Annotated in this window: 24 protein-coding genes; 9 read left to right on the forward strand and 15 right to left on the reverse strand. The window is 56.0% G+C overall.

Translation table 11 applies throughout. The annotated features are described in order from the left end of the window. Positions 1-18: 18 nt before the first annotated feature. On the forward strand, positions 19-912 hold the full coding sequence (locus Q9245_RS04605) for an alpha/beta hydrolase (RefSeq protein WP_305896048.1): 894 nt from the start codon (positions 19-21) through the stop codon (positions 910-912). Here Q9245_RS04605 and Q9245_RS04610 read toward each other — a convergent pair. The 4 genes from Q9245_RS04610 to Q9245_RS04625 are packed head-to-tail and all read right to left on the reverse strand — an operon-like array spanning position 890 to position 4914. Then, the gene (locus Q9245_RS04610) at positions 890-1168 is read right to left on the reverse strand and encodes a GIY-YIG nuclease family protein (RefSeq protein WP_305896049.1); all 279 of its coding nucleotides are present in this window, start codon (positions 1166-1168) and stop codon (positions 890-892) included. The genes Q9245_RS04605 and Q9245_RS04610 overlap by 23 nt on opposite strands. Then, positions 1161-2066, reverse strand: coding sequence for a DMT family transporter (locus Q9245_RS04615; RefSeq protein WP_305896050.1), 906 nt, complete (start codon positions 2064-2066; stop codon positions 1161-1163). Before Q9245_RS04615 ends, Q9245_RS04610 begins: the two co-directional genes overlap by 8 nt. Then, the gene (locus Q9245_RS04620) at positions 2066-3448 is read right to left on the reverse strand and encodes a sigma-54-dependent transcriptional regulator (protein ID WP_371824784.1); all 1383 of its coding nucleotides are present in this window, start codon (positions 3446-3448) and stop codon (positions 2066-2068) included. The genes Q9245_RS04615 and Q9245_RS04620 overlap by 1 nt, the downstream gene beginning before the upstream one ends. Then, positions 3445-4914 (reverse strand): ATP-binding protein, encoded by a 1470-nt coding sequence (locus tag Q9245_RS04625; RefSeq protein ID WP_305896051.1) that lies wholly within the window; start codon positions 4912-4914, stop codon positions 3445-3447. The genes Q9245_RS04620 and Q9245_RS04625 overlap by 4 nt, the downstream gene beginning before the upstream one ends. A gap of 227 nt (positions 4915-5141) precedes the next feature. Between Q9245_RS04625 and Q9245_RS04630 the strand changes: the two genes are divergently transcribed. Continuing rightward, positions 5142-5546 carry a DUF4168 domain-containing protein gene (locus Q9245_RS04630; RefSeq protein WP_305896052.1) on the forward strand — a complete coding sequence of 135 codons (405 nt, stop codon included), beginning with the start codon at positions 5142-5144 and terminating at the stop codon, positions 5544-5546. Positions 5547-5589: 43 nt separating this feature from the next. Here the strand turns inward: Q9245_RS04630 and Q9245_RS04635 are convergent, their stop codons facing one another. From Q9245_RS04635 to Q9245_RS04645, 3 genes are read right to left on the reverse strand one after another with little or no spacing between them, the layout of a single operon-like run. After that, the gene (locus tag Q9245_RS04635; RefSeq protein ID WP_305896053.1) at positions 5590-6390 is read right to left on the reverse strand and encodes a mechanosensitive ion channel family protein; all 801 of its coding nucleotides are present in this window, start codon (positions 6388-6390) and stop codon (positions 5590-5592) included. A 9-nt stretch (positions 6391-6399) separates the two neighbouring features. Continuing rightward, entirely contained in the window at positions 6400-7608 is a 1209-nt protein-coding gene (locus Q9245_RS04640; protein WP_305896054.1) for a hypothetical protein, read from the reverse strand. Between the two features lie 18 nt (positions 7609-7626). Beyond that, positions 7627-8466 (reverse strand): 23S rRNA (adenine(2030)-N(6))-methyltransferase RlmJ, encoded by an 840-nt coding sequence (locus Q9245_RS04645; RefSeq protein WP_305896055.1) that lies wholly within the window; start codon positions 8464-8466, stop codon positions 7627-7629. 176 nt (positions 8467-8642) lie between these two features. Here Q9245_RS04645 and Q9245_RS04650 point away from each other — a divergent pair, with 176 nt between their 5' ends. The 5 genes from Q9245_RS04650 (at position 8643) to Q9245_RS04670 (ending at position 14904) form a co-directional block, all read left to right on the forward strand. Further along, a complete protein-coding gene (locus Q9245_RS04650) occupies positions 8643-9935 on the forward strand; it encodes an imelysin family protein (RefSeq protein ID WP_305896056.1) in 1293 nt (430 codons plus the stop codon). A gap of 6 nt (positions 9936-9941) precedes the next feature. Further along, the gene (locus Q9245_RS04655) at positions 9942-11345 is read left to right on the forward strand and encodes a di-heme oxidoredictase family protein (RefSeq protein ID WP_305896057.1); all 1404 of its coding nucleotides are present in this window, start codon (positions 9942-9944) and stop codon (positions 11343-11345) included. Positions 11346-11354: 9 nt separating this feature from the next. Continuing rightward, on the forward strand, positions 11355-12398 hold the full coding sequence (locus Q9245_RS04660; RefSeq protein ID WP_305896058.1) for an imelysin family protein: 1044 nt from the start codon (positions 11355-11357) through the stop codon (positions 12396-12398). A gap of 13 nt (positions 12399-12411) precedes the next feature. Beyond that, complete coding sequence (locus Q9245_RS04665; protein WP_305896059.1) at positions 12412-13506, forward strand: DUF1513 domain-containing protein; 1095 nt, start codon at positions 12412-12414, stop codon at positions 13504-13506. Between the two features lie 84 nt (positions 13507-13590). Then, positions 13591-14904 (forward strand): MFS transporter, encoded by a 1314-nt coding sequence (locus tag Q9245_RS04670; protein WP_305896060.1) that lies wholly within the window; start codon positions 13591-13593, stop codon positions 14902-14904. A gap of 69 nt (positions 14905-14973) precedes the next feature. Here the strand turns inward: Q9245_RS04670 and Q9245_RS04675 are convergent, their stop codons facing one another. From Q9245_RS04675 to Q9245_RS04705, 6 genes are all read right to left on the reverse strand, one after another. Further along, positions 14974-16503, reverse strand: coding sequence for a thrombospondin type 3 repeat-containing protein (locus Q9245_RS04675; RefSeq protein WP_371824785.1), 1530 nt, complete (start codon positions 16501-16503; stop codon positions 14974-14976). 2 nt (positions 16504-16505) lie between these two features. Continuing rightward, complete coding sequence (locus Q9245_RS04685) at positions 16506-17582, reverse strand: OmpA family protein (protein ID WP_305896061.1); 1077 nt, start codon at positions 17580-17582, stop codon at positions 16506-16508. 391 nt (positions 17583-17973) lie between these two features. Next, positions 17974-18336, reverse strand: a complete 363-nt coding sequence (locus tag Q9245_RS04690; RefSeq protein WP_305896062.1) for a hypothetical protein — start codon at positions 18334-18336, stop codon at positions 17974-17976. A gap of 106 nt (positions 18337-18442) precedes the next feature. Continuing rightward, on the reverse strand, positions 18443-20485 hold the full coding sequence (locus Q9245_RS04695; RefSeq protein ID WP_305896063.1) for a PhoX family phosphatase: 2043 nt from the start codon (positions 20483-20485) through the stop codon (positions 18443-18445). Positions 20486-20664: 179 nt separating this feature from the next. Next, positions 20665-20958 carry a hypothetical protein gene (locus tag Q9245_RS04700; RefSeq protein WP_199006309.1) on the reverse strand — a complete coding sequence of 98 codons (294 nt, stop codon included), beginning with the start codon at positions 20956-20958 and terminating at the stop codon, positions 20665-20667. Between the two features lie 78 nt (positions 20959-21036). After that, positions 21037-21288, reverse strand: coding sequence for a hypothetical protein (locus Q9245_RS04705; protein ID WP_247059085.1), 252 nt, complete (start codon positions 21286-21288; stop codon positions 21037-21039). Positions 21289-21454: 166 nt separating this feature from the next. Between Q9245_RS04705 and Q9245_RS04710 the strand changes: the two genes are divergently transcribed. Then, the gene (locus Q9245_RS04710; RefSeq protein WP_305896064.1) at positions 21455-22720 is read left to right on the forward strand and encodes an alkane 1-monooxygenase; all 1266 of its coding nucleotides are present in this window, start codon (positions 21455-21457) and stop codon (positions 22718-22720) included. Positions 22721-22763: 43 nt separating this feature from the next. Here Q9245_RS04710 and Q9245_RS04715 read toward each other — a convergent pair whose 3' ends face one another. Together Q9245_RS04715 and Q9245_RS04720 are read right to left on the reverse strand one after the other, a co-directional pair. Next, complete coding sequence (locus Q9245_RS04715) at positions 22764-23543, reverse strand: crotonase/enoyl-CoA hydratase family protein (protein WP_305896065.1); 780 nt, start codon at positions 23541-23543, stop codon at positions 22764-22766. A 203-nt stretch (positions 23544-23746) separates the two neighbouring features. Further along, positions 23747-25549: an acyl-CoA dehydrogenase gene (locus Q9245_RS04720; RefSeq protein WP_305896066.1), complete on the reverse strand. Its 1803-nt coding sequence runs from the start codon at positions 25547-25549 to the stop codon at positions 23747-23749. 270 nt (positions 25550-25819) lie between these two features. On the opposite strand from Q9245_RS04720, the gene Q9245_RS04725 reads away from it, so the two are divergent. Continuing rightward, on the forward strand, positions 25820-26812 hold the full coding sequence (locus Q9245_RS04725; protein ID WP_305896067.1) for a GlxA family transcriptional regulator: 993 nt from the start codon (positions 25820-25822) through the stop codon (positions 26810-26812). Positions 26813-26851: the final 39 nt, after the last annotated feature.

A 26851-nucleotide genomic window follows, 5' to 3' on the forward strand; every position in this document is an offset into this window, starting at 1 on the left:
TCACCGGGGAGAGCACAGATGTTCCAACCGCTTCTTGAAGTCGGCCTGCGCCAGATAATGTACCGACTCGTGCGCCCTTTGCTGTCGAACGGTGTCTCGCTGCATCTGCAACGCAAGCTGATTCGCCAAGCCTACCGAACATCAGTCCCGCCCCGGAACGTCCGGTTCACCAGCGACACTCTGGGCCATGTACCGGTGTTGCGAGCACAGGCGAAAACCCACTCCGCCGGCACCCTCATATACCTGCACGGCGGCGGCTACATTCTGGGCTCTGCGGCTACGCACAAAGGCATCGCGGGTCATCTGGCAAAACTGACCGGCTGCGAAGTGATCATTCCCGATTACCGGTTGGCACCCGAGCACCCGTATCCAGCGGCACCAGACGATGCGGAAGCAGTGTTCCACGCCGTGATTCAGGAAGGGAAACCCGCAGACAAAGTGGCTATAGCGGGAGATTCCGCGGGCGGCGGGCTGGCATTAGTGTTAGCGATGCGCCTTCGGGAACACGGCCACGCCCTGCCTTCATCTATTACGTGTTTTTCACCTTGGACAGATTTGACCAGTCAGCAGCTCTACACCCCCGAATGCGAACCGGTACTTCACAGTAGCTGGGTTCTCAAGGCGGCGAAAATGTATGCAGGCGGGGAAACGTTGACTGAGCCTCGGATTTCTCCGGTATTCGGCGATCTGAAGGGGCTGCCGCCGACGCTGATTCAGGTGGGCAGTCAGGAAATCCTGCTCAATGACGCAACACGACTGGCCGAAGCGGCCAAAACGGCCAATGTCGATGCAACGCTCGAAATCTACAACGGCCTCTGGCACGTGTTTCAGACCCACAGTGCCCAATTAAAACGCGCCTCCGATGCCCTTGTCGTTGCAGCCAAACACATCAGGCGTTATCTGGCAGAGTAACCTCGCCTCTTAGCAGGGCTTCTTTCCGTGCCCTTGGCCAGCGTTTGATTTGCCACTCCAATTTGGACGCCCGGCTGCGGTCACCGGCTAACATCTGAAACTCCAGCGTCAGCGGGCCTTTCCCCCGCAAACTGCGGGCACCTTTCGGAGCACCGGCCTGGTGTTCAGAGAAGCGCCTAGGTACGTCTGTTGAAATACCGGTGTATAGACTGCCCGAGGCTGTTCGCACCAGATACAGGTGCCACTGTTCAGCCATGTTCCAACCCTTGGGTCCGGGCCTGAACTTTCTTTTGCTGGAGCCATAAACCGGCGATGATCAACACCAGCCCAATGTAAGTGGAAGGCAAAATTACTTCGCCCAAGATGAAATAGATAAAAACCAATGACAAAAACGGTGCGATAAAAATCAAATTACTGACTTTTGCGGTATTTTCGGCTTTTTTCATTGCCTGGGACCATAAGATAAACGCAATTCCCATTTCAAAGACACCAATATAAACCGCCGCAGAGAGCGATCCAATCCCCGAAACCCCGAACCCGACCGTGTACCAACACACCAAGGCAATCACCGGCAGGCCAAACGAAAAGTTCAGGAACAGACCGACAACAGGATCACGGGTATCTCGTGTCGCAATAATCCAGTACGAGGCCCAAACCAGCGTGCTGCCTAATGCCAGAGACACGCCCAGAGGGTCTGAAAAGTTCAGCGACGTAACGGCGCCCCGGGTCGCAATCACCACCACGCCGGCATAACAGACCAGACCGGCCAAAATGTCGATACGGCGTAATTTCTGGCCCAGGAAGGGCACCGACAGATAGGCAAGCACCAACGCCCAGGTGTAGTTCAACGGCTGCGCTTCCTGTGCGGGTAGTCGATCAAACGCGCCAAACAATAAAAAATAATACAGGCAAGGGTTAATCAGCCCCATTCCCATGGATTGCAGGTACTGCGTTTTGCTGAGCTGAAACACCTGCTGCCAACGGCCCATAATAACCAGAGCCACCGCCATCACGACAATAGAAGCAATGCAGGCCACCAGCAGCATCTGCACCGGCGCCAAGTCCGCCAGCGCCAGCTTGAATGCAGTTGCCACGGTAGACCACAGCAATACGGTGGCCAAGCCGAACACCATGGCCTGTTTCTGATTTTTCATTACTTCTGCTCCGAAGTGGATTCCAGCCAACGGTAGAGAGTTCGTCGGTTAATACCCAATATTTGCGCGGCACGGCGCTTGTTGCCTTCCACCGCGGTCATCACCTGGCGCACATAGTTTTGCTGCAAGGCGTCCAAGGTGGGCCATTCTGGGATATTTGTACCGTCCAGGTCTATCGCATTTAGTTGAAACGCGCCCTGGCGCTTGCGAATACGCTCGGGCAAATGCTCTGGCTGAATCGTGTCGCCTCCGCAAAAGGTGACTGCCCTTTCGATGGCACTGGAGAGTTCCCGAACGTTGCCCGGAAACGGATAGTCCTTGAGCACTCTCAAGGTTACTTCGCTCAACTTGATGAACCCGCGACTGTGTCTGAGGCAGGCTTCCTTGAGAAAATGCATGGCGAGCAGCTCCACGTCCTCTCCCCGCTCTCGCAACGGCGGCACACCAAGAGACAAGGTTTCAAGGCGGTAGTAGAGATCTTCGCGAAAGGCTCCGTCCTCAACTGCCTTTGAAAGGTTCACGTGAGTGGAGGCCAGTATGCGCACATCGACGGCCTCTTCGTGGTCTGAGCCAACCGGCTTGATCGCACCTTCCTGCAATACCCGCAGTAGTTTGGCCTGGAGCGGCATAGGCATCTCGCCGATTTCGTCCAGCAACAAGGTGCCGCCGCTGGCCTCGGCAAACAGGCCTTTACGGGCTTGGCGCGCGCCGGTAAACGCACCGGCTTCATGACCGAAAAATTCACTTTCCATAAGATCGGGCGGAATGCCCGCACAGTTCACCGCTAAAAAGGCATTCGCCGCCCGGTCACTCTGGTGATGGATAGCGTGTGCAACCAATTCTTTGCCGGTGCCACTTTCACCATGGATCAGAACGGCCGCCTGACTGCGGGCAACCTGCCGGATTTCGCCCCGCAACCGCTCCATCGCCGGGCTGTCGCCCACCAATCCCATATTCAATTCGCCGTATTGGCGGGACTGAATCTCGGCCAGTTGCCGGTTAATATCGGCCTGAGCCAGCAGTCTTTTTATTTTCAGGCGCAGGTGATCCGTGGACAACGGCTTGGTCAAAAAATCATCCGCTCCCGCCTGCAATGCGTCCACAGCTTGATCAACCGTGCCGAAGGCAGTGATAACAATGAAGGGAATGCCCGGGTGTTCTGCCTGCTGGAAAGCCAACACTTGCATGCCATCGCCGTCGGGCAACCGTAAATCCGACACAATCAACGACGGGCGCTGTTCTTTTAGAGCCTTGCGAGCTGCCTGGACCGTTGCCGCACCGACAACCGTATAACCATCCGCTTCCAGTTCCTCGGTCAGCAGTTGCCCCAAACTCGGGTCATCTTCTACCAACAATATCCTCGATGCGTTTGCCGGCATCATGTCGCCTCCTTCGGGAAATAAAGACTCATACGGCAGCCTCCCAAATCACTGCCAGCAACCTCTACCCGGCCACCGTGCTCTTTCAGAACGCTGTTCACCACGGCGAGGCCAAGGCCGGTGCCCTCGCCGGCAGCGCGGGTACTGTAGAATGGCTCGAACACCCGGGACCGGTGTTCTTCAGGGATGCCAGGGCCGTCGTCTTCAACCCGGACTTCCCAGCAATCGCCGGCATCGTGGGCCGATATTCTCAGCCGGCTTCGGGCAGACTGGCACCCATTTCGAATCACGTTCAGGCAGGCCAATCCCACGCGCAAGGGTTCTGCCCGGACAGCCATCGCTTGCTCAAGCCCCTCGGTTTCAAGCATCTGACAATCGCAGCGACGGTCTTCCGAGACCCACTTCATGACATCGGCAAGCACCGATGACAAATCAAGTGAACGGCGGGAATCCGGAACGTGGCGAAAACAGTCCAGTAGCTGCTGGATAATGGTGGTCATACGAGTGACCTGATGCTCAATATCCGAGAGGTGACGATGCTGCGCTTCCGGCAAGCCTGAACGCGCAAGAATACGGGCACGGCCCTGAATAACGTTCAGAGGCGCACCCAGTTCGTGGGCCACCCCACCAGCGACCCGACCAATCATTGCCACCTTTTCCTGATATTCCAGCTGCTCGGCCAATGCTCGCTCCCGGGCAATCCGGCCTTCAATTTCCGATTCTGCCGCGGCCATTCGTTGCCCCAGATTCAGAATGCCGTGATGAATCTGCCGGAGCTCCCGAGGCCCGGAGGGCGGAACGACCAACAACCATCGCCCGGGCGCCAGACCCGCCATATTCTCAAGTAAACGGCTGACATGGCGCCCCACTGTCCGGTAGTGCCCCAGCACGACCACCAGAATCATCATGAAAGAAAACGCCGACCAGATGGTGACTGCCCACCAGCGGGACGAAGCCACCAAATCGTGAAAATCGCTGCGCTTGCGGGTGACCTGAAGCAACCCCTGAATCCGGCCGTCTTCCGCCACCAAGGGCGTAAAATGGGAAAACACCGATTCGCCATCGACCCGACGAAAGGCGCCCCCAAGTTTCCCGCTGGCGATGACTTTTTCAGCGCTCGCGCTGTTGGATACATCCGTGTCAGCAACCCCCAGACTGGCGACCCTATCGCTGTTTTCATCAAACACCGATGCCCCGGAAATGCGGCCTATCTGGAAAATGGATTTTAACGATTCCCCCAGCACCAGTTCATCGCCTTGCGCCAAAGCGTTGGATATCGGCCCACTCACGGCTTGTGCGACCAACTCCAGATCTTCTCTTAAACGTTCGTTCAGGGCTTTTTCGACGGCCCCCAGCCCGATATAGATGGCGATACCGCTGAACAGGACCAGTGGCACCACAATGCTCAAGACCAGAGTCAGCTGCAACGACCGGAACATATTCCGAAAGCGCCGGCTAAAAGGAAACATAAACGGCTCCTGTACCAAGGTGTCACAGCATTTCTGACACATGGGGCATTTTGCCACAACCTTCATTACCAACCCTTAACGCCAGATAATCGTAACCCACTGATTTAAATGCTATTAAAAAGACGCTCAAGGTTGGCATGCGGTCTGCAATACCGAACGCGACATCCACAGAAGCCGGGCTTCGCGATGTTTCGACCCGGTAAGTTCAAGCGAAAGGAGTCTGATTTATGAATAAGCTACTTGTGTCCGTAACCGCATCTTTGGCGCTTCTGGCCGCGACGCCGACTATGGCACAGCAAGAGGGGCAGCAGAATCCGGCCAACCCTCAAACTCAAAGTCCCGGCTATTCGGACCCCGCTGCCGCAGGCACCCAAAGCACCAATTTCAGTGATGCTCAGCTGAAAGAGTTCATCAAAGCTCAGGACCGTGTCATGGAAGTCCGGGAAGAGTACATCGAGAAGATTGAAGCCGCGGATTCCCAGCAGAAGGCTCAGGAGCTTCAGATGAAGGCAAACGACAAAATGGTTTCTGCGATTCAGGACGCTGGCATTGAGATTTCCACCTACAATGCCATCGCGACCGCCTACAGCAGCGAGCCGAAAATCCGCAATCGGGTTGATGCATTGATGTAAGCCCCAGCTGTCAGTTGCCCCGCCTGCGCGGGGCTTTTTCAGTTCAGTGCAACAGCAATGGGCGCGAGATCATTCTCACCTCTTCGGCGGCACAGACTTCGCCGGCCCGGGCAGTCAGGTCAGCGATGAACCGGGTTTGATCCCCCGGTGTTAACGGATACGCCTTCAAACGATACTTCATACCGATATCCGTACCCGTAACCGCAACAACCACCGGCTGATAGGTTTTGGTCAGCGGGCAGGTATAAATCACATCACGAAACAGTTCGCGCATGCGGGCCACATCGTGGTTCGGCTCAAGATACAGCTCGGCCACACACATCAGATTGTCAGTGCCGTCGTTACTGTTTGCCAGCAGGTTGTTCCACAGCAGGCCATGGGGAATGACAATGACCGTATCATCCAGCGTGACGATTTCCGCTGCCCGCGTTCCTATGGCACGCACCTCCCCGTACTGACCGTTGATCTCGATCCAGTCGCCCGGCCGGTAAGGCATTTCATACAAAGTGACAATTCCGGCAATCAGGCTGTTGGCGTAGTCCTTGAACGCAAAACCCAGTGCTAACCCCAGCGCTCCAAAAATCGCCAGCATATTCTCAAACGACGGCTCCACCAGAATCGGCACCACCATCACGATGGTCAAAACAATAATCACCAGCCGAAGCAAGGGCACCGCTGCCAAGAGGTACAAACGAGGTTTACCGGACAACTTTTGAGCCAGCATGGGTACCAGCTTCTGAATCGCCATAATCAGCAATGAAGCCAGCACCACCACTGAAATGGCTTCGATGATTGCGCCTGACGTGATGCTGGACAGTGCGTCCTTTAGCCCTAACTCTTCCATTATCTGCTCCTAGAACCCATCTACCGAAAATCCGCGCGCCTGCAGATATTTGCGGACAGACGGGTAGCCCAACGCAGTTGGCCGATACGCTTGCGTGTTCTCATCCTGAACAATCAGATCTGCCCGCAGAAAACGGGACAACAGCAATTTCAACTCAGCACCTGCAATGCCTGTGACCCGCTCAAGGGAAGCAATGGTCAAACTGCTGTGCAGCATGATCGCGTGCAACACAATGCCCGCCTGCTGGCCGGATCCCTGAGGCACGCCGGGCAAACTTAACTGATCAAACGGCACAACCCAGCACTCGGCGGTTTTACTGGCTCCGTCTTCATCCTGATCAGCGTTTTCTTCCGGTTTGGCTCGCAAGGCGCGTTGCCAAATTGCGTGGGCAACGCCCCGGTTACCTCTGGCCGCGTTGGCGAGATCCTGCGTAAAACAACTGTATTTTTCTTTGGATTCGTCGGTCTTCGGTGGCAACACATAGTGGCCGTCGTTGGTCATTCGCGCCGTCATTGAGCGCCCATTTCCGCCACGGGCCAAAAAATCCAACCAATCGGTGAGACGCTCCGAATCCAATGGCGCCAAGGTTAACGGCCCCACGTGGATTTCTGGCCAATACCTGACCCAGAACTGCCAACACCAACTCGAACACGCCACGATTCCGCGGCCCGCACCATCCATAGCCACGCGAGCAAAGAAAGACTTCAACAGGTGCAAACCGGAACGGTGGCGTAACCAGAAGTTGGCCAATTCAGGCAGAACCCAGTCATCATCACTTAACTGCTCGTCCCACCAACGGTCTGCGTCTTGCTCGCTCATCAAGAGATTATCCGGTGGCTCGATGACCCGGGCCGGCAAGGTTAACAGGGCATCAGGCACCCCCGAAAACGGCGGCGCGACGATAAAACTTACCTGACGATTATGTACGCCTTGTTGGCGCAGCGCTTCGAGCTGTTCCAGTATCGCCGAGGCTAAAGCTGAAGCATCCGGTTCCGGCGCATATCGCTTCAGTTTCTTCGCTGGCAAGGAAGGCAAATCATCCAGACTTTCAAAGGCTTCACTCTCGGGCGTGAGCCCTGAGCGCAATTGCTCCAGGATATCCTTGAACCCTGCACGCAGTGTTTTGTGCACCGAAACATCGGGCATGCTCCACTGATCCAGAGGTATCAAGCCGCCTGGCAGGCAAGGTTGCTCGTTGTCCCTTTCCGTCGTCGCCAAAACCCGTCTCCCTTTGTGTTATTCGGGTACCAACCAGGAAAGACTGGCCGACACTCCTAGTCTAGCCTCGCCTTCAAGCTCCGCCAGCATATCGCTAAGCCGCTGATCAAAGCCCCAGGGCGGATTAACCACCAACATGCCAGAACCAACCATGCCCCGCTCGGGTGGCTGATCAAGCATTACTTCACTGCGCAGTACTTTACGCACACCGCTGTTTTCCACACCTGTCATCAGCTGTTGCTGCAGCCCGCTGGTCAGCATGGGGTACCAAATCAAATAGACACCGTGGCGGCATTTCTTCCAGGCCTGAGCCAAGGTCTTCGCGACTTGGTCGTATTCGTCTTTCACTTCATAGGACGGGTCGATCAATGTCAGCAGCCTGGGTTGCGCAGGGGGCAAACACGTTAATAACCCGTTCAACCCGTCTTCATTCATAACGCGAACACCGCTCTTTTCGCCCCAATTTTCCAGATGCTGCCCCTCGGTGGGGTGTAACTCGAAGGTTGTTATGGAATCCCCGGGCCGGCCGACGTTCGCAAACCAAGCCGGCGAGCCAGGGTACCGTGACAAGGTTTCCGAGCCCTTGTTCAAGCTGTCCAGCAACTCCACCATGGGTTGCCAGTCCGGAGATTTCAGCTGTCCTCGTATCGACCACAAACGGTGAATACCGGCATCGGCTTCTGCGGTCTTTCTGGCACGTTCGCTGGTCAAATCGTACAGCGCACTGCCAGCGTGAGTGTCGAAACAAGCAATAGCCGTTTTTTTGGCTTGCATCATGGTCAACGCCAGGGTCAATGCCGCATGCTTTTGCACATCTGCAAAGTTTCCAGCGTGGAAGGCGTGAAGGTAACTCAACATATCGGGCTCCTGATTTAAGCCGTCCATTAAGCCGCAGTCATCGGCTACAAACAACACCAACGGCCACTCTTCGTAGCATCAGTAAAAAATTCTTGCGTCAAAGTAATCAGGCACCTCATAATGCAAACGCTAATACTTCCCATTACCACCCACATCTACGTTGCACGGAGTTCTTAATGACCGCTTTGTTCCGCCCGGCTCCACTGGCCATCACCATTGCCGCCACGCTTTCCACCGGTTGCGCTTTCACGAATACTGCCGCCCAGTCTGAACCGGTCACCAAAGCCTCTGTTGTTTCTCATTATGCAGACGTGGCACACGCGAATTACCAGGATGCACTGATCACAGCCAAAGTGCTGGATCACGCCACCGACCAACTGATTGCCAACCCGACCGAAGCGAACCTGCAAGCGGCCAAAGAAGCCTGGCTTGCTGCCCGGGCGCCCTACCAGCAAACTGAAGTATTCCGGTTCGGCAACACCGTGGTAGACGATTGGGAAGGTCAGTTGAACGCTTGGCCGCTGGATGAAGGCCTGATCGATTACGTTAAAGCCGACGATTACCAGTACGAACTGGGTAACGCGGGTGCAACGGCCAACATCATCGGTAACACCAGCGTTAACGTGGGCGGAGAAACTCTGGATACCACGGTATTAACGCCGGAACTGCTCGCGAACCTGAACGAGATTGGCGGTTCTGAAGCCAACGTCGCCACCGGCTATCACGCCGTTGAATTCCTGCTGTGGGGCCAGGATCAGCACGGTTTTGAACAAGGCGCCGGCGAGCGACCGGTCACTGATTACGCGACCGGTTCCGACTGCACCAACGGCAATTGCGACCGCCGCGGCCAGTACCTGGATGCCGTGACCGACCTGCTGGTTTCCGACCTGGAATGGATGGTAGCTCAGTGGGCGCCAGGTAGTGATGACAACTACCGCAGTGAACTGACAAACGGCGATGCAGACGAAGCGGTTCAGAAAATGCTGTTCGGCATGGGCTCGTTGTCTCTGGGTGAATTGGCCGGCGAGCGCATGAAGGTGGCTCTGGAAGCCAACTCCTACGAAGACGAGCACGACTGTTTCAGCGATAACACCCACAACTCCCATTACTACAATGGTCAGGGTATCCAGAATGTGTACACCGGCACTTACCGCCGCGTAGACGGCAGTTTGGTTAGCGGCCCGTCTCTATCCGACCTGGTCGAGGCCAGCAACCCCGAATTGGATGCGCGCCTGAACGCTCAGCTGGACGCTTCCATGCAAGCCTTGGGGCAACTGAAAGCACGCGCGGAAAGCAGCAACAACCCCATGGCCTTTGATACCATGATTGCTCCGGCCAACAACGAAGGTGCGAAGATTGTGAATAACGCCATCATGGCGCTTGTTGAACAGACCGGCTCCATCGAACAAGCCGCGCGCCAGCTCGGGATTGAAGCGCTGTCCCCTGACGATGCCGGCCACGCATTCTGAGGCACGATGAAAAACGTACTGATTTGGGGAACGCTGGCAATCGCCAGCGTTCCTGTTTTCGCCGATAGCCATTCTGGCTACCCGATACAAACCACACCGAATACCGGTGGTGAAGGCACCGTCAAGCAAGCCGACACCAACGCCTATTCGCTGCCCCAAGCCAACCTGTCGATGACCAAACGGCTGGATTTCAGCGTGGGTAACAGCTTCTTCCGAAACCCCTGGGTTGAAGCACCGGCCAGCACCGATGCCCGCGATGGCCTCGGGCCACTGTTCAACACCAACTCCTGTCAGGGCTGTCACATCAAAGATGGCCGCGGCCATCCTCCGGGTGTGGACGAACCACCCGTCTCCTTGTTCCTTCGGCTAGCGGTACCGGCAGATCCGCTGAAAGACGCGGATATACTCCGCACGCAAGGTTTCAAACCGGCTCCTGTTTATGGTGCTCAACTCCAGACCGCAGCTTTGCCGGCGGCAAAGCCGGAAGCCAACCTGCGTATCGAATGGCAACCAGTCACCGAAACGTTACCCGATGGCCATCAGGTTTCTTTGCGCAAACCGGCGTACCATATTGATAACCCCAACTACGGCCCGCTACCGGAAGATTTGTTGATTTCTCCTCGCGTAGCGCCGCAAATGATCGGTATGGGTTTACTGGAAGCTATTCCAATCGGCGATCTTGAGGCGTTGGCCGATCCCGACGACGAAGACAAAAACGGCATCTCCGGTAAACTGAATCAGGTTTGGGATTTGGCGACCAACCAGACTGTGCCCGGCCGCTTCGGCTGGAAAGCTGCCGAGCCTAACGTACACCAACAAAGCATGGGAGCATTCGCCGGCGACATGGGGCTGACCTCCAGCCTGAAACCCGCTACCGACTGCACACCTGAGCAGAATTGCGCGCAATTTCCAGATGGCGGCGCACCTGAAGTGACCGATAAAGTCGCCGGTTTTGTCACCTTCTACGCCAAGAGTCTGGCCGTTCCCGCTCGGCGCAACCTGGATCAGGAAACCGTTCAGCAAGGCGCCAGGCGTTTTAACGAAATTGGCTGTGCGGCGTGCCACACGCCCAAACACACCACAGGCCAAATCGCTGACCGCCCGGACCTCAGCAACCAGACCATCTGGCCTTATACCGATCTGTTGTTGCACGACTTGGGGCCTGCCTTGGCGGACGGGCGTGATGAATTTTTGGCCGACGGCAACGAATGGCGTACGCCACCCCTGTGGGGCACCGGACTGGTCAACGTGGTGAACCCGCAAGCCGGCTTCCTGCATGATGGCCGGGCCCGCACGCCGGAAGAAGCCATTCTTTGGCACGGCGGCGAAGCACAAGCCGCGGCCGACCGTTACCGTCAACTGCCCGCCAGTGACCGACACGCACTGATCGATTTTCTCAATTCGCTTTAAGGAGTTGCCATGGAGCCCATCATTCGAGCCTTTTGCGTTTCGGCCCTCGCCGTTGCCACCTCCATGAGCTTTGCGGCGGCACCGATGGATGGGCCGGAAAGTGCCCGCGCAGGCTGGCATCCATCGATTCAGTCCGGCTACGACTTGCTGGCCAAGCGAACCGGTCAGCTTGCAGACCAAGCCAGCAGCTACTGCACAACCCCCAACGAGGCGGGCAGAGAACAGCTTGAACAACATTGGCTCGATGCCTTTCTGGCCTGGCAACAGGTACGTTTTGTCGATTTCGGGCCGATAGAAAACAACAATCTGGCCTGGCAATTTCAATTCTGGCCAGACCCGAAAAACCTGGTTGCTCGCAAAGCTGGTTACCTGACGAAATCAGACCAGCCCATCACCGCTGAACTCATTGAACAATCCGGCGTAGCGGTTCAGGGTTTCCCGATGCTGGAATACCTGCTGTTCGATGAGGCATTGGCCTCCAGCGAACGCGCATTACCCGCCGAGCACAGCTGCGCGCTGCTTACCCGTGTCACAACGCATCTGGCTTCAAACAGCGAACAGCTCAGAACGGACTGGCACAATTTCAAACCGCCCTATCTAAACACCGTGGCCTATCATACCGCCACCATCAAGGCGGCGATGGCCACTTTGGAGATTCTGGAAGAGCGTCGATTGGCCAAGCCCATGGGGCTGCGCGGTAACGGCAAGCGCAACCCTTACATCACCGATGCTTGGCGCAGTGGCGCCACCCTGTTGTCGGTGGAAGCGACCCTACGCGGGCTGCAACAACATTTTCTGCCCGAGTTTCTGAGCTTACTGAAACGGAACGGCGAATCGGCACTCGCCGACCGAATCCTGCAACAATTTAACGAGGCACTGGATAACTTCCCGGCGGCAGATCAACCGATGATCACGCTGCTATCGGACGACACTGCCTTTCGAACCCTGCAAGGGCTGTACGTAGATGTGTCGCAGCTCGCCACACTGGTCAACGACCAGGCCGCCGTTGCCTTGGGCATCGTGCGCGGCTTCAACTCCAGTGACGGGGATTAAAGGGCCAGCTCTAATGGATAGACGCCGACGCCAACTATTGAAAACGGCTCTTGCCGGCAGCGCTGCTTTGAGCTTGAGCGGCTGTAGCCTGCTGCCTCGAAAGCCCGGTTTTAATCCCGAGCAATATTCCGCGGCTGTGGGCAAGCCGGATGGCACCTTCGGGGTGAGCGCTTTCGACCTGAAAGGCCAGCCGCTTTGGTTTTCACCGGTGAAAACCCGTTGCCACAGCGGCTGCACCCGCCCAGTGGGCAACCAGCTGGTGTTCTTCGAGCGCCGGCCAGGGTGGAGTTTTTACGTACTGGATGCCCGTACCGGCAAACGCCTTCACCAGATTGACGCCGCGCAAGGCGAACACTTCGTCGGCCACGGCGTATTTTCCCCGGACGGGCGCTGGCTGTACGCCACCGCCAGCCGTTATGAACCCGGCGAAGGCATCGTGGCGGTTTACGATGCCGAGCAAAACTACCAGCGGGCAAATACCTTCGAACTGGCCGGCATAGGTCCGCACCAGATTACCCTGCACCCGGATGGCGAAACCCTGGCCATTGCCTTGGGGGGCATTCTCACCCATCCGGATTACGACCGCCTCAAGCTTAATCTGGACACCATGGCACCGGCGCTGATTCTGATGAACCGCCGTTCAGGAGAGATTGTCGGCCGCCTGAATCCAAGCCACCATCAACAGAGCCTTAGACACCTGGACGTTCACCCTTCCGGCAACGTCTATGTCGCCTACCAACACCAGGGCCCGAGGCACGAAATGCCGGCCTTGCTTGCCCGGATGGAACACAACCGGCTTACAGAAATTCGTTTTGACGACGAAACCCAAGCGGGCCTTGCCAACTACATTGCCAGCGTGATCGCCCATCCGGAGAACGATCTGGTGGCAGCCGCCTCTCCGGTCGGTGGCACGGCGGTGGTTTTTCAAGGCAGTACCGGCAAACTGCTCGCAAAAGCCTCGATTCCCGATTGTTCGGGCGTACAGGCATTAGCCGGCGGTGACTTTCTGATTTCCTCGGGCCAAGGCAAACTGGTTCGGCTTGGCGCACATCAACCGGCGCAGGACATTGTCCAACTACCTCTGTATTGGGATCACCACCTGGTGTAGTCGGCCACGACTGCATCAGCCGGCCCTTAAGCAACTTCCCCGCTCCTGCTATGCTTGGCGAAACCCTTCGCCGGAGTAGCCACCTTGTCCGAAAAGTCCTCCTATTCAATTGATCAGTTATACAGCCTGATCGCCAACGAAGAAGACGCCCGTGTTTGCAAAGACATCCCCGCCGAAGCCTGCCGGGAGGTGCCTCGTAATTTCTTTTTGATCCTGTTCAGTAACGTACTGACCAAGCTGGGCGACCTGCTGATCAGCCCGAAAACGGTTCTGGCCTGGCTGATGAGCGCAGTCGGTGCACCGGCACTGGTGGCCTGGCTGGTGCCCATTCGCGAATCGGGCTCGATGGTTCCTCAAATGGTGATCGGGGCCTGGGTTCGGCGCAAAGCCGTGCGCAAATGGTTCTGGACGCTAGGCAGTTTCGGGCAAGCCCTGAGCGTGATGGCCATGGCGGCCAGTGTGTGGTTTCTTGAGGGCTACGCAGCGGGCGGCGGCATTGTTGCCGCTCTCATTGTGTTCTCGTTATCCCGAGGCTTTTGCTCTGTCTCCATGAAGGATGTGCAGGGCAAATGCATCCCCAAAACCCGCCGGGGCCGCTTGTCCGGTTTGGCCAGCACTTTGGGCGGCACCGCAACCGTGATTCTGACCGCGCTGCTATTCTGGGACCGGGGCGACCCCACCATTGGCTTTTACGCTTTGCTACTGTTGCTCGCCGCCAGCATGTGGATTATCGCCGGTCTTCTGTTTGCCGGAGTGGAAGAATACGCGGGTGAAACCGATGGCGGAGGTAATGCATTGGCGGAAGCCTTTAAAAGCCTGTCGTTGTTGCGCACCGACACCCTGTTCCGGAACTTCGTGATTACCCGGGCCTTGTTGCTGTGCTCTGCGCTGGCGTCGCCTTACTTCGTGGTACTGGCTCAGAAAGAATCTGACATCGGCTGGATGCTCGGCGTATTCCTGCTCGCCAGCAGTCTGGCCAGCTCCCTCAGCGCCAGTTTCTGGGGCTGGGCTGCGGATACCTCCAGCCGCCGGGTGATGATACGTGGTGCTGCCATGGCCAGTGGTATTTGCGTGGGTGTGGGTTGCCTGGCCCTCGTGTTCGGCCCAGGCTTCGGTGGGGCCTGGTTCTACCCGGTTGCCTTCTTCATTCTGAGCATTGCCCACGCAGGCGTTCGCCTTGGCCGTAAAACCTATCTGGTGGATATGGCTGGTGGCAACAAGCGCACTGATTACACTTCGGTCAGCAATACAGTGATTGGCATTTTGTTGCTAGCCACCGGTGGGCTAACCGCTGCGATTTCACTGATCTCCAATGTTGCGGTGATTATCGTGCTGGGGTTGATGGGGTTTGCGGGGATGATCAGTGCAATGCGGCTGGATGAGGTCACAGAAGACTGAGCGAACGTGTTCGACAAACAACAAAAAGGCCGGCAATTTGCCGGCCTTTTTGCGTAATTCAGGCTATTGTTACGGCACCTGAACTTCGGTTTTGGACGCGCACACAGCGTGTACGTTGAATTCATCCAACAGTGACAGAAGCTGGAATCCGCCACTGACCACTTCCACCGAATCAAAGCGCTTTGAAGTCTGGAACACCAGGAAACCAACCTCATCGCCGCCCAATAGACCGGATATGCCTAACAGATCCAGCTCATAACCGACCTGCCCATCAGACTCTTCCTGAATTTCACCGTCCAACAGGGTCCGTACTTTCAAACCACCGTTGGTCAGCAGCCCCAACTGCACCAATTGTGGTGCTTCTGCAATCGACACACCAATCACGTTTTGGCCAGGGTAGGCAAAACCAGACGTGGCCGCTACGCGGAGGCTAACGTTCGAAAGACCGAGCAAGTTGGTGTTCTGAATGGTCGCAAAATTGGCGAGGTCATCATCAATCACATTGCCTTCATTGCTGACGTTGCATAGCAGGCCACCCAACGCAGGCAACAAGCAAGCAGATTCGTCTACGGAAGCCACCGCAGCGATCTGGCTGTCGCTAGCCAACATCGGCGTGAACTGTTCTCCAACGCCGCAAGCGAACTCGATGTCATTAACACGGTCACACGCGTCACCCACGCCGTCACCGTCGGTGTCGGTCTGATTACCTACGCCGTCAACGCCTGCTTGATCTGCACCGTTAGGCACATACGGACAATTGTCTGCGCCAATCAGCTTAGGACTGAAGTTACCGGCTATTTCGATTTTATCATCGACACCGTCGCCATCCATATCCACATCACAGGCATCGCCAGTTCCGTCAGAATCGGTATCTTCCTGGTTCGGATTGGACACCGACGGGCAATTGTCTCCAGTAACAACACCGTCTCCATCTTCGTCTTTGTCGGCTGAACACGCATCACCTACGCCGTCGCCATTCGCATCTTCCTGACCCGCATTCGCTTCCAGTGGGCAGTTATCGCCACCGTCGGCCGGATCAAGCACCGAAAACTGGCCGGTAGCCTCATCCAAGACTTTATCGGGCACCCCATCTCCGTCTGCATCAGTATCACAGGCATCACCCACACCATTTCCGTCACGGTCAGCCTGAGACGCATTGGCGATCAACGGACAGTTATCGGCGCCCGTATCGGTGTAGCTGCCATCGTCATTTTTTACCTTGTCGTCAACACCGTCGCCATCGGAATCGATATCGCAGGCATCGCCGTACAAATCACGATCTGTGTTCAGCTGGTCCGGGTTCGGAATCAACGGGCAGTTATCCACACCATTGAGAACGCCGTCACCATCGATATCGTCCTGATTGGAGGTTTCGCCGTCACAGGCGTCATCAATACCGTCCGCATCAGCATCCACGCCGTCGTTGCCGGCGTTCGGGCAAGAATCTTCGTTATCTGGTATGCCATCACCATCAGAATCAAACTGCTCGGTTCCATTTGCAGTTGTGCCGGAACCAGAGCTATCTGCCTCACAGCCTGCCAGTGACAGCAACGCTGTCAGCAACAGGATCAATGGGAAATTCAGGTTACTCAACTTCATGATCAAACACCCTCCCCGGCCGTCACCGAGATAACATTGAATTCAACGCGGCGGTTACGTTCACGACCTTCCTCAGTGTCGTTGCTGCGTATCGGGTTGGCCTCACCATAGCCGTTGGCCGTTAGCTGCTCAGGAGCAACGCCCAGATCCAGTAGATAATTGCGAACTGCGTTCGCACGCTCTTTCGACAATTCGAGATTGTAGGCTGCGGAACCCTGGCTATCGGTGTATCCGGCCAGTTCCACTTTAAGATCCGGCTGGCCTTTTAACGCGTCAGCCGTGCTGATCAGAATGTCCCGGGCATTCGCGGTCAGGCGATCCGAGTTAAATTCAAAGGTCACACCCTGCAGGACAACCGTCTGGGCTTGGGTTGTTTCAACACAACCTACCGCGTTCACTTCGAGGCCTTCCAGAGTATTCGGGCACTGATCTACACCATCGACCACGCCGTCGCTGTCCGAGTCTGCCAGGCTTTTCTCAACCACTACGGGTTTCTCGATGACCACCGTTTTTTCAACAATGCGGGTGCGTGTCGCGCCAATCGGAACGGTCAAGCCGAGACTAAAATGCAGATCCGAGTAATTGTCCTCGAAGGCATCCCAGAGGTATCGGGCCTCAGCTCGCATACGCAAGCCCGTCGTCGTAAAGGGCGAGGTGATGAACCCTAGGGCCGCGTTTGCGTAGCCATCAAACTCGCTGGCGCTGTTATTGAATACATCGTTTCGGGAAACGCCCACACCAAGGGAGGCGTAAGGGCTGAAGGTTTCTGCACCAAACAGGCGGTAGTTTATATCCGCACCAGCACCCTGCTGGTAATGGTCGGTGGCACCGTCAATGCCGGTTTCTATGGTCGCCATAAAAAACTGGGGTTCGAACCACCAGTTCTTGTTCAGGCGATGGCTGTACATGCCGCGCACCGCTGTACCGTATTCATCGGTGCGGTCACTGTCCGGATCGATGTAACTGCCGAGAATGGACACCTCACTTTCGTGCTGCACCGGCTGTGCGTATACCGCGTGAGATGTTGCTGCGATACAGAGACCTACCGCGGCCCCTGCCAACAAATTCTTTCGTACCATTCAAACGCTCCCCTAGTGCTTTTTCGTTGTTATCAACTTGGGCTTTCAGCCTTATCGGTCGTCATATTAGGCCAAGACCTGGCTTCGGCCTGTGACCCAAAGGTCAGTGGCCAGCGTCAATTTCGCCATTAGCAGGCGGTCAGAACCAAAACCGAGACGCACATCTCAAAATAAATCCTTTTTATTACATTAAGATAATCTAGGGTCAGCGTAGACAAACCAGTCGCAGTTGTTCAAACCCCAACCATTAAAATTATGTAAGACAATATTTCAATACGGCATGCAGAAGCACCCGTTTTAGAAGACAGAGAGGCACAGACTCCGCCCCAATTAATGAGGCAGAGTCTTTAGAAGAAGGGAAGCGAGGAGTTAAGAAGGGAACAACGAAAGGTTACACGGTTTTCCGGTCGTTCAGCGCCAACGCGCCTTTGACAATTTTGTAGATGACCCAGATGGATGTGCCCAGCAAGATGAACCACCCAATAATCAACGGCGTGGTGACGATGCCAATCACCGTCCAAAGTAAACCAATCCAGAAGGTACGGATTTGCCAGCGAAAGTGGCTTTCAACCCAGGTGCCACGAACGTCGTCCAGTTTGACGTAATTGACGATTACGCCCACCAGGCCGGTGATGCCGCCCAGAAAGAAAGACAACGCCTGAAGGATGTATACGATAACCGCCAGGTTGCGTGCAGAATCTTTTGCGGGTTGCTGGGGATCGTCGTTGCGGGGTATATATTCCGATTCGGCCAAGATCGCGGCTCCTAGAAGTGGTTTTTCCCAAGTCTAGCATAGCGGGCTTGCTCGCTTGCAAAGCCCGCCATGTTCCAGCCGCGCGGCTAACCTTACATTGGCGGGATCAACTGCCAATCACCCCGCCGTCGTCGCGGGTCACGATCACCGTGGCATCCCGGGGTCTTGGATCACTGGCATCCGGCCAGTTAGCTGCGGGGTGCTGGATATTCACAAACAGAGTGGCCATGTCCGGCGTTCCGGTGACTCCGGTCACTTCGCAACCCTGCGGCCCAACAAAGAATCGTTTGATTTCCCGGGTTTCCGGGTTCGCCGCCAGCATCATATTGTTCTGATACGGCGCTTCGTCCCGACCGTCCGTCTGAATCCACAACCGTCCGTTATAGTCAAACCACAAACCATCCGGACTGTTGAAGATGTTGTCGTCATTCAAGGTAACAACGGCTTCGCCATCAACCACCGTTTCTGTGCCTTGCTCACCGGCAAACACAAAAATATCCCAGTCAAAGCGCGTGGCTGTGTGGTTATTCTCCGCTTCCTTCCAGCGAATGATGTGGCCATTCTGATTATTGGCAATCGGGTTGGCAGCGTCGGTTTGTTCTTCGGTGCGCCTGGAGTTGTTGGTCAGGGTGAAATAAACCTCTCCCGTATTCGGATCTACGGCGCCCCACTCTGGCCGATCCATCGGCGTGGCACCGGCAATATCCGCCGCCAGACGGGTATTCAGCAGTACATCCGCCTGGCTGTCAAAACCATCAAACGCAATGGTGCCCACAGTGGTGCCCTTGGCGGCGGTGACCTTGGCGGCAAAACCGGCATCGCTCAGATCGAGCGGCAGCCATTCACCGGTGCCATCGTCGTCAAAGCGCGCCACGTACAGAGTGCCTTCATCCAGCAAATACCCACCCGCCGTCGCCGCGTAGTAGGGCTGGGACGAGACAAACTTGTAGATGTACTCAAACCGGGAATCGTCACCGGAATAGCACACCACGGGTTGCCCTTCTTTGGCCGGGGCGAAGATCACGCCTTCATGGCCAAAACGCCCCAGGGCCGTACGTTTCTGCGGCGCACTTTCGGGCGTGAAAGGATCGATTTCAACCATGTAACCGAAGGTATTGGCTTCGTTCCGGTAATCGTCGGCCGCAGCGCCAATACCTGGAGTCACATCAAAGCGCACATAGGCATCAGCGCCGTTATCCGCCAGCTCCCAGTCGTAGCGGGAGGTTCCGTCCACGCCGTGGCGAACCTGTTCACGCGGGCGAACACCCTGCGTTTTGTTGGCAAAGTAGCCGTGCCAGTTTTCCTCGGCGGCCAGATAGGTGCCCCAAGGTGTCGGCCCCATGGAACAATTGTTCAAGGTACCGCGCGTGCGCTCTCCGGCCGGACTAAACTTGGTTGCCAGTTTGGCGTAGCCCCGGAGCGGGCCGCGAATGTCCATTTCAGTACCGCCGGTAACGCGACGGTTGAACGGGCTGCCAAACACGATGTCCCAGGTGCCATTTTCATCTTGTTTGATGTGGACCACTGACACACCGTGCGCGGCAATTTCCTTACGCACTTCATCGGCGGGACGCACCCCGCCATTCGCACTTGCGCCCGTGGCGCCATTTGCATGCAAAGCGGATTGGTTTATGTACTCGTGGTTCATCACCAGCAAGCCTTCGGTGGAACTGCTGCCTCCCGCTTTCAGATCGATGGGAAAGAAATGCACGCCATCGTGATGCATACCCATTTGCTGTTCTTGCTCGGCACCGGTATTGGTGCCATCCGCTTTGTAGGCCGGGTAGCTACCGGTAATCGGGGTGCCCCAAGGCAGAAACGCCGTCGTGGTATAACCTTCCGGTACCACCACGTGATTGGCATTGGAAACAGGCACCGCGTTGAAGCCCATAGAAAGATCAGGCGTTTGACTGCCCGGGCCACCGGTGCCATCAGGTGCAGAGGCTGAACCATCGTCATCACTGCTGCCGCAGCCCGCAAGCCCTACACCCACCAGGCTGGCCAGGGCGGCTCCTACCGATCCTTTCAGAACCGCACGGCGCTGCATTCGTGTCGTCAACACCTGATCAAAGGGACGGTTGCCCGCGTGATTCACCACCGGTTCGTAGTCTGGGTCCAGATAATTGGAATCAAGATCGTGCTTAGCCATACTTTCTCTCTCTTGAATTATTGAGCCATCCGGCGTTGTCGAGAGATCAGTGTCCTGACTTTGTATGACAGGCTCGCCTCGATTTCGTGTCAATTCAATGACCGATAAAAGACAGGGTGTGCAAGGCACAAAAAAGGCGCCTGAATGGCGCCTTTTCGTGAACTGCTTATGCAACAGACTTATTTGGCAACATCGTCTGCCGCTTCTTCCATAGCGTCGCTTGTGTCGTCAGCGGCTTCTTCCATTTTGTCACCGGCTTCTTCAAAGCCTTCCTGAATCTCGCCCAACGCGCTCTCGTCGGTGCCGGTCGCTTCTTCCATGCCCTCTTCCGCAGAATCGGCGGCATCGTCCATCATTTCCGCAGCGTTTTCGCCGGCTTGCTCGAAATCAGCGCCTTCGTCGCTTTCGGAACTGCAAGCTGCAAGGCCGAGCGTCATCAGGAGCGCCAGTGCACTTAGTGTGAGCTTGTTCATAACATTTCCTTCTGTTGGTTCATGACTGTAGTGTTTCTAGCGTAGAGCTCCAGCCATTCGATCGCAATTACCGCAGAATTACTGTTTCGTTAACTCTTTACCGTCGATCAGCAGTATCCGTTCAACGCCGAGCACTTTTCCGGTGCCTAACACCAAAAAATCATGACCGGCCCGGCTTAGAATATCGTGCAACACTTCGTGCACGATCATCATCTGCCCGGACGGATCCTGATAAACAATTTCCGCCTGCTGCTTTGTTCGTATGTACTCTCGAACCCACTCCTGAGCACTCCAGGAAATAACCGCCCGCGCGGGGTTTGTAGCACTCATCTCGATATGTCCTTGTTGTTTTTATTACCCGAAGAATGGACCACCGTTCCGCTTTACGCCAATTTGCCGAACTTATCATTCCAGGCCAGATATCGCATATATTGTTGTATTGACAGATTGTCCGACATAGATTGATTAGAACAACGAACAAGAGGGAGCGCCTGCTATGAATGCCAAAGTCCAAATATCTTCTGACACATCACACAACACCTCCGCCCGCCCGGCCGGTAAAGACTGGAAAGACCCAAAGCGTTACTTGTGGTTACTCGGCCCGGCACTGCCCGGCATTGGTGTGGCGGCACTGGGCGCGTATGCCATCGCTCCGAAAAAACTGAAAGCGTTGGCGTGGACCGGGCCAATTTTGATTCACGGCGTTATTCCCGCCCTGGACCGAGCAGTAGGCGTGGATAAAAGCAATCCGCCCGAAGACGCCGTAAAAACTCTGGAACACGACAAGTACTACGACCGGATTGTTAAAGCGTTTATCCCCACCCAATACGTCCTGACGTTTATGGGCGCCTGGCTGGCAAGCCGAAAGAACGTGCCACTCGAAGACAAAATCGGCTTAACCCTTTCGGTGGGGGCCATCAATGGCATCGGGATCAATACCGCTCATGAGCTGGGCCATAAATCGAACAAATTAAACAAGCTGATGGCCATGGCTGCCTTGGCACCAACCGGTTACACCCATTTCGTGGTTGAGCACAATTTTGGCCATCACAAGCGGGTAGCCACTCCGGAAGATCCCGCCAGCAGCAAGATGGGCGAGAGTTTCTGGAAGTTTTTACCGCGCACGGTGGTGGGGGGACTGAAATCCGCTGTCAAGATCGAGAAGGCGCGTCTGGCCCGCAAGGGTAAGGGTTTCTGGAGCCTGGATAACGAGCTGCTACAAGGCTGGGCCATGAGCGCCGGCTTCTTTGGTGCCACCACGCTGATTTGCGGTCCGCGTGCGGTTCCTTTCCTTGCTGGCCAGGCGATTTACGGAGCCAGTTTGCTGGAAAGTGTAAATTACATCGAACACTACGGTCTGCTGCGCCAAAAGAACGAAAACGGTAAGTACGAACGGACCAAGCCGGAGCATAGCTGGAACAGCAACAATATTGTGACCAATCTGTTCCTGTATCAGTTGCAACGGCATTCGGATCATCACGCTCATCCGAGCCGGAGTTTCCAGGCGTTGCGTCATTTTGAGGACGCGCCGCAGTTACCCAGCGGTTATGCATCAATGCTGCTGCCGGCGTATTTCCCGAAATGGTGGTCGGAGACAATGGATAAGCGGGTGATTGATCACTACGAAGGTGATTTGTCGAAGATTAACTGGGATCCGGATCGCAAGGAGGAGTTAATGGCCAAGTATGCGGATTATGCCGCGGAAGTCGCTGCTGCGGCTGCCGCTGGCAAGGCTAAAACCCGCAAGTCTGACGCGGCCTGAACCCTGAGCAGGTTCCGGCAAACAACCGGAACCTGCTTTACTCTTACTTTCCTTTAAAAACAGCTTCCCGTCTTTCGAGAAACGACTGTATACCTTCTTTAACATCTTCGCTGGCCATCACGGGGCCAAGGTCGGGAAACAACCGCTGCTTAGCGGTTTCCTGCCCTTCACTAACGGCGATTTTGGACGATTTCAAACTGCCCTGAACACCCAACGGTGCGGCTTTCGCGATCTTTTCGGCAATCTCTAGAGCTTTGTTCAGCTGCTCACCGGGTTCGACCAGTTCTTGAATCAAACCCCATTGATAGGCTTGTTCAGCCGTCCATTCGTCACCGGTCAGCAAATAGCGCTGAGCATTTCCCCAGCCGATTTCTCGCTGCAGCCGAATCGTAGCGCCGCCGCAGGCGAATATGCCGCGCTGCACTTCAAGCTGGGCAAAGCGGGTACCTTTGGCCGCCACACGGATGTCGGTGTTGAGCATCATTTCCACACCGCAGGTGAAACAAATGCCTTGGGCCGCGAAGACAACCGGTTTGGTGAGAGCTTCACCCGTAATGTGAAAAGGATCCAGTTCACCTTCGGCGGGTTCGATACCGGTGCCACCGGCAAAAACTCCCGCCCAATCATCCAGCTGCAGGCCGCTGGTGAAGTGGTCACCCTCTGCGTACATCACTGCGACGCGCAGTTCCGGGTCGTTTTGCAGCTGGTGATAGGCGGCAGCGATTTCGTGATACATAGCCCGGTTCATGGCGTTCATTTTTTCCGGGCGGTTCAGTCCGATCAGCAGGATGTGGCCCTGCTTTTCTACGTTTACCAATGACATTGTTCTTGTCCTCTAATTTGGCAACCTAGCCTGGGTGTTCGGGAGGCTGCGCGGTCAACGGGGAGGGCTTTTCAGGACACGCCCACGAGTACGTCCCTGTAGGCTCGTTTCGGGCCGTCCATGGCCCTCAACGGTCCTGAAAACCCCTCCCCGTCGCCCGCGCGTCATATTTCTGGGATATACCAGTCCACAAAGCGGTAAACTCAGAACCAATCAGCTTTCATGTTCAAACAGGTATCATCCTGATTTCGGAGCAATACCAAGTCCTGCGCCACCGTTGGCAATTCCCAGTGAAAGAAGTACTGGGCCGCCTGCAACTTGCCTTGGTAGAAGTTGCGTTCGCTATCACTGTTCACGGAAGCCAACGCATTGGCAGCGGCATTGGCCTGACGCAGCCACATCCAGGCAACCACAATGTGCCCGAACAGGTGCAAGTAGCAGCTGGCGTTGGCCAGGGTTTTATCCACTTCGCCACCCATCAGGGATTTACCCAGGCTCTGAGTCACTTTCACCGCTTGCTGCAAGGTTTCACTTAGTGACAACGCCCACTGCTGGCAACGGTCTGTGGTAGCGGCTTGCAGGTCGGCCTGCATTTCCTGCATCAACAACTGCAGCCCATGACTTTGGTCTTGCCAGATCTTCCGGCCCAGAAGATCCAGAGCCTGAATGCCGTTGGTGCCTTCGTGAATCGGGTTCAAGCGGTTGTCACGCCAGCATTGCTCCACCGGGTATTCCCGGGTGTAGCCTGCACCGCCGTATACCTGAATGGCCAGATCGTTCGCTTTGGGGCCAAATTCCGAGGGCCAGGCTTTGATCACCGGAGTCAGCAGGTCCAGCAGTTTGCCGGCTTCAGCACGCTTTTGTTCATCCGGATGGGTGTGTAGTTCGTCCATCAAGCGGGCACCGTAAAGGCACAGCGCCAAGCCACCTTCGCTGTATGCTTTCTGGGCCAGCAGCATGCGGCGCACGTCGGCGTGATCGATGATCGGCACTTGCGGGCTTTCCGGGTTTTTCTCGCTGGCTTTGCGGCCCTGCAAACGATCTTTGGCGTATTCGAGGCTGTGCATATAACCCCGGTAGCCAATTACCGCCGCGCCCATGCCGACACCAATGCGGGCTTCGTTCATCATCTGGAACATGTACTTCAGGCCTTGGTGGGGTTCACCCACCAAATAGCCGTGGCACGGGGCGTCGTCGCCAAAGCTCAGGGCGGTACTGGTGGTGCCGCGGTAGCCGAGCTTGTGAATCAGGCCGGCCAGGCTCACACCGTTGCGCTCCCCCGGATCTCCGTTTTCGTCTACGTGGAATTTGGGGACGACAAACAGGGAGATGCCTTTCACACCGGCCGGGGCACCTTTGATTTTGGCCAGCACCATGTGAACGATGTTTTCGGTGATGCTTTGTTCGCCGCCGGAGATGTATATCTTCGCGCCTTTGATCAGGTAGTGCCCGTCATCGGTGGGCGTGGCAGAGGTGCGGATATCGGCGAGGCTGGACCCGGCGTGGGGTTCGGTCAGGGCCATGGTGCCGCTGAAGCGGCCATTGAGCATGTTCGGCAGGATAGTCGCTTTTTGTTGGTCGTTGCCGAACACGCGAATCAGGTTGGCCGCTGCCGTGGTCAGGAACGGGTAGCCGGCAGTGCCGGGGTTGGCGGCTGTGAAGAAGCCGTTGCAGGCGGCCATGACCGATTCTGGCAATTGCATGCCGCCCAGTTCGTAATCATAGCGCCCGGCGAGAAAGCCGGCTTCGGCGTAGGCGTCGAAGGCTTCTTTGACCTCGGGGAGCATTTCAACCTGGCCGTTAACGAACTTGGGTTCGTCTTTATCGGCGGCGCTGTTGTGGTTGGCAAACTTTTCTTTTGCCATTTTGTCAGCGGTTTCGATGACGGCATCGAAGGTTTCTTTGCTGTGTTCGCTGAAGCGCTCGCGCTTGGTCAGGGCTTCGGTGTCCATGACTTCGTAGAGCTGGAATGCCAGGTCGCGGCGGTCGATCAGGGTGTCGGTCATTCGTGTTCTCCTGTTGATTGGCTATAGCCTCTCACAACCGTTACGGTTGTTGAAATTGTCGTTTCTGACTTATTCTTGGCTAAAACCGCCATTACCTTACTATGCTGCCGGGAACTTCTGCGGGAGAGGGCTTCCGAGAGACGCCGTAAATACATCCCTGTAGGCTTCTGCGCAGCTTCCCTGCTGCGCACACTCTCGGAAGCCCTCTCCCGCAGCAGTTCCCTACTTTTGAGATGGGTGGCCTAGTTTTGTTTATCAGGGGTTATCTTTGTGAAAACCGTCACGATTATTGGTTTTAACGGGGCGCTTGCCAGCGCGATTACAGGGGTGATTGATCTGTTTCGTCTGGCCGGTGTGACTTGGGCGCGGGTTCATGGCGAGTCACCGCATCCGTATTTCCGAACGCACTTGCTGACGGAAACCGGCGAGGCCTGTCGGTGTATCAATGGGCTGACCATTGGTGCGGACGGCTCCTGGCAGGATGTTACCGCGCTGGGTGAAAACGATCTGGTGATCATTCCGACCATTGGCGCACCGATTGATCAGGTATTAGCCGAAAATCCGGGCTTGGTGGATTGGCTTTCGCAGTTCCAGTCCTCAAACGAAGATCAGGTGCGAATTGCGAGTAATTGCACCGGGGCTTTTTTGTTGGCTGAAGCCGGGTTGTTGGAGGGTAAACAAGCGACCACCCATTGGGGGTTTAGCAATCAATTCCGGCAGCGATTTCCGAACGTGGATTTGCAACCGGATCGGCTGGTAACGGTGGATGGCCACGTTGCCTGCGCCGGGGGCGGGATGGCTTGGTGGGATCTTGGGGTGTATCTCGTAGAGCGGCATGCGGGTGCACAGGTTGCCCGGGAGTTGGCGAAGGCGTTTGTGATTGACGCGGGTCGGTCGAGTCAGGCGCCTTACAGTGCGCTTCAGGCTCGCCGGTACCATTCCGACGCTGAAATCCTTACGGTTCAGGAGTGGCTAGACACACATTACAGCGAGCCGGTGACACTGGCATCTTTGGCGTCATTGAGCGGGTTAACCGAACGTTCGTTGATCCGTCGCTTTAAGGCAGCAACAGGCGACACCCCCACCGGTTACTTACAGGTTTTACGTATCGAATCGGCCCGTCAGCATCTGGAAAACTCTCGGCTCACAATTGAGGAGGTGACGCGTTTGGTTGGTTACGAGGATGTGAGTTCGTTTAGCCGTTTGTTCAGAAAACACACGGGATTAGCGCCCGGAGCTTATCGTGCCCGGTTTGGGCGGTAATGATTTGCCGCTTAGTTCTGGCGCGTGTTATGCAGCGAT

Source organism: Marinobacter sp. MDS2 (genome assembly GCF_030718085.1).
Taxonomy (GTDB): Bacteria; Pseudomonadota; Gammaproteobacteria; order Pseudomonadales; family Oleiphilaceae; genus Marinobacter.